Annotated in this window: 12 protein-coding genes and 1 pseudogene; 11 read left to right on the plus strand and 2 right to left on the minus strand. The window is 28.8% G+C overall.

All coding sequences use genetic code 11. The features are described from left to right. Positions 1 to 70: 70 nt before the first annotated feature. Positions 71 to 826 (minus strand): annotated as a pseudogene (locus IR151_RS00770) (MerR family transcriptional regulator). Positions 827 to 1,044: 218 nt separating this feature from the next. On the opposite strand from IR151_RS00770, the gene IR151_RS00775 reads away from it, so the two are divergent. Next, positions 1,045 to 1,521 carry an Rpn family recombination-promoting nuclease/putative transposase gene (locus IR151_RS00775; RefSeq protein ID WP_227432490.1) on the plus strand — a complete coding sequence of 159 codons (477 nt, stop codon included), beginning with the start codon at positions 1,045 to 1,047 and terminating at the stop codon, positions 1,519 to 1,521. 97 nt (positions 1,522 to 1,618) lie between these two features. Beyond that, entirely contained in the window at positions 1,619 to 1,771 is a 153-nt protein-coding gene (locus IR151_RS00780; protein WP_009893656.1) for a hypothetical protein, read from the plus strand. A 160-nt stretch (positions 1,772 to 1,931) separates the two neighbouring features. On the opposite strand, the gene rpmB is transcribed toward IR151_RS00780, so the two are convergent. After that, the gene (gene rpmB, locus IR151_RS00785) at positions 1,932 to 2,120 is read right to left on the minus strand and encodes a 50S ribosomal protein L28 (RefSeq protein WP_003416297.1); all 189 of its coding nucleotides are present in this window, start codon (positions 2,118 to 2,120) and stop codon (positions 1,932 to 1,934) included. Between the two features lie 359 nt (positions 2,121 to 2,479). Here rpmB and IR151_RS00790 point away from each other — a divergent pair, with 359 nt between their 5' ends. The 9 genes from IR151_RS00790 (at position 2,480) to IR151_RS00830 (ending at position 11,692) form a co-directional block, all read left to right on the plus strand. After that, positions 2,480 to 2,830 carry an Asp23/Gls24 family envelope stress response protein gene (locus tag IR151_RS00790; protein WP_227432491.1) on the plus strand — a complete coding sequence of 117 codons (351 nt, stop codon included), beginning with the start codon at positions 2,480 to 2,482 and terminating at the stop codon, positions 2,828 to 2,830. Between the two features lie 18 nt (positions 2,831 to 2,848). Then, positions 2,849 to 4,492, plus strand: a complete 1,644-nt coding sequence (locus IR151_RS00795) for a DAK2 domain-containing protein (RefSeq protein WP_227432492.1) — start codon at positions 2,849 to 2,851, stop codon at positions 4,490 to 4,492. An 80-nt stretch (positions 4,493 to 4,572) separates the two neighbouring features. Next, complete coding sequence (gene recG, locus IR151_RS00800; protein WP_227432493.1) at positions 4,573 to 6,630, plus strand: ATP-dependent DNA helicase RecG; 2,058 nt, start codon at positions 4,573 to 4,575, stop codon at positions 6,628 to 6,630. A gap of 58 nt (positions 6,631 to 6,688) precedes the next feature. Continuing rightward, positions 6,689 to 7,243, plus strand: a complete 555-nt coding sequence (rsmD, locus tag IR151_RS00805; protein ID WP_227432494.1) for a 16S rRNA (guanine(966)-N(2))-methyltransferase RsmD — start codon at positions 6,689 to 6,691, stop codon at positions 7,241 to 7,243. Between the two features lies 1 nt (position 7,244). Continuing rightward, the gene (coaD, locus tag IR151_RS00810) at positions 7,245 to 7,742 is read left to right on the plus strand and encodes a pantetheine-phosphate adenylyltransferase (protein WP_227432495.1); all 498 of its coding nucleotides are present in this window, start codon (positions 7,245 to 7,247) and stop codon (positions 7,740 to 7,742) included. A gap of 3 nt (positions 7,743 to 7,745) precedes the next feature. Continuing rightward, positions 7,746 to 8,270: a hypothetical protein gene (locus IR151_RS00815; RefSeq protein WP_227432496.1), complete on the plus strand. Its 525-nt coding sequence runs from the start codon at positions 7,746 to 7,748 to the stop codon at positions 8,268 to 8,270. A 264-nt stretch (positions 8,271 to 8,534) separates the two neighbouring features. Further along, positions 8,535 to 9,851, plus strand: coding sequence for an ABC transporter substrate-binding protein (locus tag IR151_RS00820; RefSeq protein ID WP_227845603.1), 1,317 nt, complete (start codon positions 8,535 to 8,537; stop codon positions 9,849 to 9,851). Between the two features lie 98 nt (positions 9,852 to 9,949). Then, positions 9,950 to 10,867, plus strand: a complete 918-nt coding sequence (locus IR151_RS00825; RefSeq protein ID WP_227432497.1) for a carbohydrate ABC transporter permease — start codon at positions 9,950 to 9,952, stop codon at positions 10,865 to 10,867. Positions 10,868 to 10,882: 15 nt separating this feature from the next. Further along, positions 10,883 to 11,692 (plus strand): carbohydrate ABC transporter permease, encoded by an 810-nt coding sequence (locus IR151_RS00830; RefSeq protein ID WP_227432498.1) that lies wholly within the window; start codon positions 10,883 to 10,885, stop codon positions 11,690 to 11,692. Positions 11,693 to 11,715 lie beyond the last annotated feature (23 nt).

Consider the following 11,715-nt stretch of genomic DNA (forward strand, 5'->3'; position numbering starts at 1 on the left):
ATTTGAAAAATAAAATTTTTTAAGAGTGCTATTTTAAAGTAGCACTCTTTTTATTACTTTAAATTGATTATTATCTTGTATAGAATACTATGGAATCTCTTAGAAACTTTGCTAGTCCAGGCTGTTCTTTATCATAATATGATGTAAAACGTTCATCATCTACATACATCTGTGCTAAAGCGGCATGAGCTTCCTTAGAGTAGGCATTCCAAGTGTAACTCAACCATTTATGATGTAATCTCGCAACTTCTTGAGAAAGTTCATTAGATGCATCACCAGTTTTAAAAGCTTTTTTGAGTTTACTAATTATCTCAGTACTTAAATCCTGTCAGTCCTCATAATCTTTTTTAGACATATTTTTAAATTTTCTATTTGATTGATTGATTACATCTTCACCATATTTTTCCCTAATTTCAGTTCCATAATTTTTTTCATTTTCATCAATCATCTTTTCTTTAAAACCTTCAAATTTTTCTAAATCTGTCATAATATATTTTCCCTCCTTCAATGCTATAGTTTTAGTTACATTTTCTATCAGTAAGTCAATTTGTTTTCTTTTAGCTAGTAATTTGCTATGATGTTCTTTTAATGCATTTAGACTGTCAAAAGTTGGTGAGTTTATAATGTTTTTTATATTTTCTAAGCTAATGCCTAACTCTCTATAAAAAAGTATTTGTTGTAGCTTATTAACTTCATTTTGACCATATATACGATAACCTGAGGAATTTATTTTAAGTGGCTTAAGAAGCTCGATTTCATCATAGTATCTAAGGGTTCTAGTACTTATACCAGCTATTTTACTTAATTTCTGAACTGTATATTCCATAAGTAATACCTCCTATAAATTAAATATACACTTTTACGCAACGTCAATGTCAATATATTAAAATATAAAAATTCATATCTTTTAATAAAAATATAAAAAAATATCTTTATTGGATATTTTAATCATAAGTGTCAATAATCACTAGTGAAAATTAAAAAATAAAATTTATAGATTATTTTTATCAAAAGATAGAGAATCTATAACCTGGGAGGAATTGTATGAATTTAAAAAGAAGCAAAGAAAAACGTGAAGAATATAGAAGGCTGTATTCAGATAAAGAAAGTTTTTTAAGTTTGATTCAAAATTTTACAAGCGTCTCAATAGCAAAGGAATTAACTCTTAAAAGTATAGAGTTAGAAACATCTTTTATATGTGAATATAAAGGAAAGGAAGTAGATATAATTTATAAAGTTTTTTCTAAAAATCGTAAAATTTCACACTATATAGTGTTGGAGTTTCAAACAGAAATGGATACTGAGATTGTACCAAGATTAAAATCATACAGAGAGCAAATTTGGAAAAGCTTTATAATGAAAAAGAGTCTTGAAGAAATAGAAAGCAAAGATTTTAAACTCCCAAAAGTTATACCAGTAGTTCTATATAGTGGACCTGAAAGGTTAAGTAAAAAAAGAGGTATTTTAGATATTATAGAATCTGCATCAGAAGATAGTAATAATTCCAGTATAAAAAATTAAAATTACATAATGTATTTATCGGTCTAAAATAGGAACTTATCGCATAAACTTAAATATGAAAATATTTGTAGATACAAGTTCTATGTGGAGGTGTTCCATGAGAAATAACAAGTCTAAGGTATTGCTAGGAATACTGTGTCTAGCAACAGGAATGGCAGTAATTTTATCTATGTTGCTTCCTGGCTGGATTTGGTCAGCACTTACCGCATTAATACTTATTGGATGTGGAGCATTATTATTTTTTTGTTAAAATAATTTTAACTATAAAGTGTGGGGTGAGTATTGATGAAAGTAGTAACAATAAAGTTACCAAAATGGATTTCAAACATAGTTTTAAAATTTATGAGAAAGAGTAAAAATGATTAAATTTAAAAAGCCTACTTTCGGAAGTAGGCTTTTAAACGTGGCTATTAAGCTCTTTCAATCTTACCAGAACGTAAACATCTAGTACAAACTTTTACTCTCTTAGGAGCTCCATCTATAATCGCTCTTACGCTTCTTAAATTAGCTGACCATGTTCTTTTATTATGTTTATTTGAGTGTGATACTTGGTTTCCAGAAACCTTACCTTTACCACATACGCTACATACTTTTGCCATCTACGCACACCTCCTTAAAATGATAACTATTTAAAGACTAAAAACATATTTATATTATCATAAATAACAAAAATTTGCAATAGAAATATATATTTGCCTTACATATATTGAAGAATTTCTCATTATCATATAAAATTATATATATAATTTTATATAAAGTAAATATATTTGAAAAATAATTATTATTTTTCTTTAAATATATAGACAGTACAAGAAATTTTATCCAAAAACTTTTCTAGGTTTAAATTATACCATATTTATAGTATGATATGATTATAATTTTATATAATAAATAAGTAAAAATAGTAAAAAATAAATTAAGAAACATTTTTAATAAAAAAAACTTAAGGGGGTCAACCATGAGTGCAAAGGTAATGAATCAATATGGAAGTATAGAAATAGATAATCAAGTAATAGCTCAAGTCACATATAGAGCTGCAATGGAAAGTTATGGTCTAGTAGGTTTAGCATCTAAATCTAAAGGAATAGTAGAATTATTAAAAGGTGAAAATGCTACTAAAGGTGTTAGAGTAGAAGAAGTAGAAGAAGATGCCATAGCAATAGAACTTTATGTTATAATACAATATGGTACAAATATATCTACAGTTGCAAATAACATAATAGATAGAGTTAAATATGTAGTTGAAAAGATGACTGGTGTAAGAGTCACTAAAATTGATATTAATGTACAAGGAATAAGAGTGAAGTAATTTTATAGGAGGAAAGAAATGATTCAGTATATAGATGGTAAAAGGTTAAGAGAGATGTTCATTTCAGGTGCAAACAATCTCCAAAACAATAAAGATTTAGTTGACAAATTAAATGTATTCCCTGTACCAGATGGAGATACAGGGACTAATATGTCCTTAACTATATCTTATGCCTTAAAAGAGTTAGCGAAAGTAGACAATGATAATATATCAGACATCGGAAAAGCACTATCTAAAGGTTCTTTAATGGGTGCAAGAGGAAACTCAGGAGTTATACTTTCACAAATAATTAGAGGTATAGCTAAGTCTATAGAGGGAAAAAGTAAATTATCAACAGATGATTTAGCAAAAGCTTTTAAAAATGGTTCTGATACAGCTTATAAAGCTGTAATAAAACCAATTGAAGGAACTATACTTACTGTAGTTAGAGAGAGCGGAGAGTTTGCAGTAAAAGCTGCTAAAAAAGAAAAAGATGTAGTAAAGTTTTTAAGTATGCTTGTAAAGGAATCAAATGCTTCACTAGAAAGAACTCCAGACCTTCTAAAAAATCTGAAGGATGCTGGTGTAGTTGATTCTGGAGGAAAAGGGCTTGTACTTATATATGAAGGTATGTTAGCTTCTATGAAAGGTAACAATATAGAAATAAAAAATACTAGCCTAGACACTAATATTGCAACAAATATAGACTTCCCAAAGAATAGTACTGGCACAGATGATATAAAATACTGTTATTGTACAGAATTTATACTAGAAAGTTCTAAAGTAGAAGATACGAAAATACGAGATATAATGATGGCTTATGGCGATAGTTTAGCAGTAGTTGGAGATGATGGAGTCATAAAGGTACATGTACACACTAATGACCCAGGAAACGTGCTTCAAGAAGCTCTAAAGTATGGTCAATTATTAACTATAAAAATAGAAAATATGAAGTTACAACATGAAAATACAATATTGGAAGTAGAAGAAAAAAAAGAAAATGATAGTGAGCCTTTAGAGGAAGAAAGAGAATTTGGATTCATAGCTACTTCTATGGGTGAAGGATTAGCAAATATATTTAAAGACTTTGGTGTTGACCATATAATAGAAGGTGGTCAAACTATGAATCCAAGTACTGAAGATTTTATGAATGCCATAAAGGATATAAATGCTAAAAATATATTTATTTTCCCAAATAACAGCAATATAATAATGGCTGCTAACCAAGCTAAAGAATTGAGTGATAAAAATATAATAGTTATACCTACAAAAAACACACCTCAAGGATTTGCTGCATTAGTAACATTTAATGGAGAATTAAGTGAAGATGAAAATGAAGAAGCTATGATGAATGCTTTAAATTCAGTTAAATCAGGTCAAGTAACTTTTGCTGTTAGGGATACAGTAATGAATGAAATTGATGTTAAAGAAGGTAATATAATTGGAATTGCAGAAGGTAAATTATTATCAGCAGGGGATTATGTAGATGAAGTAACATCAAATCTTATTGAAAAATTGGTTGATGAGGATACTGCTATAATAACTTTATTCTTTGGTGAAGATGTTACAGAATCTCAGGCAAATGAACTTCGTACTTCTTTAGAAGAAAAATTTGAAGATGTAGATGTGGAATTATATTATGGAGGACAACCTCTTTATTATTACTTAATTTCAGTTGAATAATGATTATAAGAACCTGTATGACCATGTAGCTTTTATAAAGTTGGTTGTACAGGATTTTTGTGTAGTAGGTGATATATTTGTTGGATTTATATAAAGATGTTCAATATGTTAAAGGGATAGGACCTAAAAAGGCATGTAAGCTAAATAAGCTGGGTATATTCACATTAAAAGATTTATTGTATTATTTTCCAAGGCAATTTGAAGATAGAAACAATCTTAAGAAAATAGCGCAGTTGGAGAATGATGAAAAAGCTACAATAAAAGCAGTAATATCAAATATAAATACATTTAGTCCAAAAGAAGGAATGACTTTAACAAAGATTGATGTAAAAGATGAAACTGGTTCGGCTAAACTAGTGTTTTTTAATAAAACTTATATAAAAAATACATTTAGACCTGGAGATTCAATATTGGTTTTTGGAAAAGTTAAGAAAAGATTTAATAACTTAGAACTTACATCGTGTGAATTAGAGTACCTTACTAATTCACCTAAAAATACATGTAGATTTATGCCAGTGTATCAACTTACATATGGTGTTACAAATAAAGAGATTATGAGCATAATTAAGACTGTACTTGAAGATAAGGAATTAATTATACAAGAATATATGCCACAAAGAATTATAGAAAAATATAGATTATGTAATATAGATTTTGCAGTTAGAAATATTCATTCACCAAGCAATAAGGAATCGTTAAAAATAGCTTTATATAGAATTGTATTTGAAGAATTACTTATATTACAGTTGGGACTGTTTGTATTTAAAAGTGGAAGAAATAAAGAAAACGGAATAAAATTTACAACAAGTGAAAGTTTAAAGAATATAATAAGTTCTTTACCATTTAAATTGACTAAAGCTCAGAATAGAGCATTAGATGAAATTATAAATGATATGAATTCTGATAAAATAATGAATAGATTAGTTCAAGGTGATGTAGGTAGTGGTAAAACAGTAGTTGCTCTCTTAGCACTTGCAAATTGTGTCTTAAATGGTTATCAAGGAGCTTTGATGGCACCTACAGAGATATTAGCAGGACAGCATTATATTTCACTTACTGAAACCTTAAAAGATTTTGGTATAAATGTAGGTCTATTAATAGGTAGTCTTACAAAAAAACAAAAAGATATGGTATTAGAACAAATTAAAAATAATGAAATTGATATATTGATAGGAACACATGCATTAATTGAAGATAAAGTTGAATTTAATAATATTGGTCTAGTTATAACAGATGAGCAGCATAGATTTGGAGTTATGCAAAGAAGTAGACTTTCATTAAAAGGAATAAATCCAGATATACTGGTAATGACAGCAACACCAATACCAAGAACATTAGCACTTATACTTTATGGAGATTTAGATATTTCTATTATAGATGAACTCCCCCCAGGTAGACAGCCAATAGAAACACTTGCTATTGAAAAGAGCAAGAGAGATAGAGCTTACAATAACCTAGTAAGAAGAGAAGTTGAATCGGGAAGGCAAGTATATATTGTATGTCCACTAGTTGAAGAAAGTGAATCAATAGAAGCTAAGTCAGCTGTTGAATTAGTAGAGGAATTAAGAGCTGAATACTTCTCAGATTTAAGACTTGGACTTCTTCATGGGAAAATGAAATCAAGTGAAAAAGATGAAGTAATGAGTAACTTTAAGAATAAAGAAATAGATATTTTGGTTTCAACAACAGTTATAGAAGTTGGTGTCAATGTGCCAAATGCAACTCTAATGATAATAGAGAATGCTGAAAGGTTTGGACTTGCACAATTACATCAGCTTAGAGGTAGAGTTGGGAGAGGAAGCCATAAGTCATATTGTGTGCTAATTTACGACTCTAAAACAGATGTATGCAGGCAGAGAATGTCTATAATGGAAGAAACAAATGATGGGTTTAGAATTTCAGAAAAGGATTTAGAAATAAGAGGACCTGGAGAGTTTTTTGGGACCAGACAACATGGACTTCCAGAATTAAAAGTAGCAAATTTGTTTAAGCATATAAAAATATTAAAATTAGCACAGCAGGAAGCTCGATATATATTAGGTGAAGATAATAATCTACAATTGAAAGAGAATATTCCACTTAAAAAGGAAATTATAGATAAATTTAAAGATACATTGGAAGAAATTTCATTAAATTGATTTTAATTTATGTTAAAATATTATTGATGTAAGAATGTGCTGAAGGGAGATTGTCATATTGAGAGTAATTTCAGGAAAAGCAAGAGGATTAAAATTAAATACTCCAAAAAATGAAGATGTAAGGCCAACAACGGATAGAGTAAAAGAGTCTTTATTTAATATAATAAATTCATATATAATGGAAAGTGAAGTTCTAGATTTATTTGCTGGAACTGGTTCTTTAGGGATAGAGTGTTTGTCAAGAGGTGCCAAAGAATGTACTTTTGTAGATATTAGTAAAGAAAGTATAGAAATTGTTAAATCTAATATAAAAAAAGCAAGGGTTGAAAATGAGAGTTTTATTTTAAACCTTGATTTTAAAACTGCTATAGATAAGCTTAAGTTACAAAATAGTAAATTTGACATAATTTTTATGGACCCTCCGTATTATAAAAATATGTTTATAGAAGCTATTGAAAAAATTGATAATTCCAATTTATTGAATGAAGATGGAATAATAGTTGTAGAACATGATACTAATGATTTATTTCCAGATAAAATATGTAAGTTAGAAAAAACTAAAGATAAAAAATATGGAAATACTACATTAACTTTTTATAAGATGGAGGCATAAAATGGAAAATAAACCTAGAAAAGCTATATTTGCAGGAAGCTTTGACCCAATCACTAATGGACATTTAGATATTATTTGCAGGGCTTCGAAGTTATTTGACGAATTACAAATAGGAGTCCTAAATAATCCTAATAAAAAAGGTCTATTTAGCTTTGATGAAAGAGTAGAACTTATAAAAAAAAGTACAAGCCATCTAGAGAATATAAAAGTTGTAACTTTTGATGGGCTATTAATAAGTTACTGTCAAGAAAATGGAATTGGAGCATTAGTTAGAGGTGTAAGAAGTGGTGCAGATGTTGATTATGAGCTTCAAATGGCTCATATGAATAGAGAGCTTAATCCAGATATAGAGACTATAATTTTACCAAGTTGTACAAAATATTCATTTATAAGTTCATCTTTAATAAAAGAGGTTTTGCTCTTTGATGCTGATATAAAAAATTTGGTTCCAAAAATTGTTTTGGAAGAATTAAAGAAAAAAACTACTGGGGGTAATTGATATATGAAGATAGATTTAGAAATGATTGAACTATTTGATCAGTTAGAGGAGATATTTAGAAGTGCTTCTACAATTCCGTTTTCTCATAAATGCACTGTAGATAAGGATGAAGTTTTAGCAATAGTTAATGATATAAGAACTTTAATACCAGAGGAAGTAACACAGGCAGTCTGGATAAATAAAGAAAGAAATAAAATAATAAGCCAAGCTAAACAAGATGCTACAAACATAGTTGAACAAGCACAAAAAGAAGCTGAAAGAATACAGCAAGAATATCAAGAAAATATAGAAGAATTAAAGAAAAATTCTGAAGATGTAGTAAAAGCCTATGTAGAGTCAAGTGAACCTGTTGTTCAAGCAGACCAAAGAGCTAAGGATATAGTTGATAGGGCTGAAAGAATAGCCAATGAGATAAGAATTGGTTCAATTGAATATGCAGAAGATGTGCTTTCTAGTGTTGAGTATAATTTAAAAGAAATATTAGAAGAAATAAAAAGAGATAAAGCTGAACTTAGACCTAAAAAATAAACTTTTTTAAGTAGATGAAAACAGACCATATAATTATATGGTCTATTTTTTGTGTTGTAATTTAATAAAAGAGACTTTCAAATTAAAAATTTCACTAAAAAATTCTAGTTTATTTTAACTATATTGATTGCCATAAAAAATAAAATTAAAAATGGCACTATAGAAAAAAACTATAATAAAAAAAAATATATAGAAAAAACTGATTAGACAAGAAATACATGCTTTGATAATATTTTAAATGGAGTAAAATTATGTAGAATTACAATGAAAAAAGAAAAACCAAACAAGATGGAGGGAATTAAGGTGAGTATGTTGAAAAAATTGTGTTCACTAGCTATGGTGGCAATTATGACTACAACACTTATAACAGGGTGTTCAAGTGGTAGTGGAAAAGATGCAAAAAAGGATGGGGAAAAAGAAAAGCTAGTTCTTTGGATGCCACCAGTAGAAGATAATATGAAGGAAGTTTGGGACCCTATTTTAGATAAATTTGAGGAAAAAAATAACTGTGAAGTAGATTTACAGATAATTCCTTGGGAAAATTATTCAGAAAAATTTGCAACAGCCATAAGTGCTGATGAAGGCCCTGATGTTGGATATATGTATGCAGAAATGTATCCTCAGTTTATACAAAGTGGAGCAGTAGAAGATTTAACTGACTATGCAACTAAAGAGGATAAAGAACAATCTATTTACATAAAAACATCTGAAATGATGGGTGGAATGTATGGAATGCCATTCCAAGCAGCAAATCCAGGTGTATTATACTACAACAAAGATATTCTAGATAAAATAGGAGAAAAACCTCCTAAAACATGGGAAGATTTTAAAAGAATCTGCCAAAAAGCAACAAAGGATACTGATGGCGATGGAAAAATAGACCAATGGGGATTAGCTCAAGGATGGGGAGCTAAAACTTTTGGTAACATGAACTGGAACTGGTATCCATATTTATGGCAAGCTGGTGGAGATATATTTAATGATGATTTAAAATCAGTTAAATTTAATGATAAGAGTGGTTTAGAAGCAGCTAATTTCTTAAAAGAATTACAAGCATATGTACCTGAAGATTCTTTATCTAAAGATAGCAATGAAATGATAGAAAGTGTATTTGGACCAGGGAAAGCAGCCTTTACTATAATGTTGTCTTCTGCTGCAACAAGTGTATTTGATAAGTCATTCCCAGATTTAAATTGGGGATTTGTGACTGGCTTAGAAGACAAGAAAGCTGCAACTTTTGGAGCAGTAGACCATTTATCTTTAATGTCATCAGCAAAAGATAAAAAACTTGCATATAAATTAATACAACATATGTTAAGTGTTGAATCAATGACAGAATTCCATAAAGCGATACCAAGAGCACCAATAACAAAAGGTGAACCATATCAAGGTGATGAAAGATTTAAAGCAATGGTTGAAAATGATAAGGATGTATATAGACCATTGGTAGTAGGACCACATGGTGTTGAAATATATGAATATTTATGGAAAGAACTTCAAACTATGATTTCAGGAGATAAAACTCCAAAACAAGCGTTAGATGATGCTGCAAAATATTCAAATGATTTATTAGCACAATAAAAGTTTAAGGCTGTAAGATGTTATAAAATACTTTACAGATTAAAATTAGCATTGTATTTATAAGTACAATGCTAATATTTATATTGGAGAGGATAAAAATGAATAACTTAGTTAGAGAGTTTGAAGAAAATTCAACAAGAAAAAAATTAAAATTAAATATTAAACCATATATATACATATTACCATTGGGCATAATTTTAGTGGCATTTTATGTATTACCAATAATAATGTCAATATACTTTAGTTTTACAAAGTACAATATTATTAGTCCAGCAACATTTATAGGCTTAGAAAATTATAAAAAATTATTTACAGATGAGACATTAAAAGTATCTATTATAAATACGATTAAATTTGCTATTATAGTAGTACCTTGCCAGACTATTTTATCGTTGATTTTGGCAGTTTGGATTACAGGAAAAGGAAATAGTAAAATAGCTTCATTTGCTAAAGGAGCTATATTTATACCTGTATTGTCGTCTATGGTTTTGATTGGTATGGTATGGAGAGCTTTATTAAATGGAGAAGGTTCAATTATATATCAATTGTTAGGTGCTTTTGGAATAGAATCATCTAAACTTTTGGGAGATAGTAAAACAGCACTTCCTACGCTTATGTTTATATCTATGTGGAAAAATATAGGATATTTTATGGTAATTTATATTTCAGCTATAATGAATTTACCAAAACATTGTTATGAGGTAGCAAAGGTTGATGGAGCTACAAAACTTCAAGAATTTATGAAAATAACAGTTCCACTACTAAAGCCAACTACAATAATGGTTGTGTTTTTAGGAACAATATGGTCGTTACAAGTATTTGACTTGGTTTATACTGTGACAGGTGGAGGTCCAGGGATATCTACTATGAGTATAGTTATGCATGCATTTAACTTAAACTTTAAAAACTTCAATTCTGGATATGCAATGACTGTAGCAAATGTATTATTTTTGTTGATAGCAGTAGTTTCAATTTTACAAAATAAACTTGTAAAACGAGACAGTTCAGATTTTTAGAAAGGTAGGTATAATATGAAAACAACAAAGAGATTATTGAGTGATGGGTTGCTATTATTTATAGCATGTGCAAGCTTAGTACCATTTATATACATGTTGATAATATCATTAAAGGTAACATATAATTCGTACAATTTGGATATATCTTTTTCAACAGTAACACTTCAAAACTATATAGATATATTTACTAAAAAAGGATTTACGCAATATTTTTTAAACACAGCCATAGTATCTTTTTCAGGAGTACTGTTAAACTTAGTATTTAGTACATTAGCAGGGTATTCTTTTGCGAAGATGGATTTTAAAGGTAGTGATAAGTTATTTTTATTTATGATAATGACTTTAATTATACCATCTCAGGTTACAATGATACCACTTTATATAATAATGAAACACTTAGGATGGATAAATAGTTATTTGGCTCTTATTATGCCAATACCAACTGCATTTGGTGTATTTATAATGAGACAAGCTATTTTAGGAGTACCAAAAGAACTCTTAGAATCAGCAAAAATAGATGGTTGTTCAGACCTTAGAATTTTAGTACAAATAGTGTTACCTCTAATCAAACCAGCATTAATTACACTAGCTATATTTACTTTCATGGGAGCATGGAATGAGTTTATGTGGCCTCTTATAGCAACAACTAAAGATGCAATGAGGACATTAACAGTAGGGTTATCCACTCTTAAGACATTCCAGATAACAAATTATGGACAAATGATGGCAGGAGCAACAATAACATTTTTACCTCCATTTATTTTCTATTTAATTTTACAAAGTAAATTTGTTGAGGGTGTATCTTTATCTGGTATAAAAGGTTAAATAGTCTAATTTAAAAATACAAA

The sequence above is a fragment of the Clostridioides sp. ES-S-0006-03 genome, assembly GCF_020662275.1.
Taxonomy (GTDB): domain Bacteria; phylum Bacillota; class Clostridia; order Peptostreptococcales; family Peptostreptococcaceae; genus Clostridioides.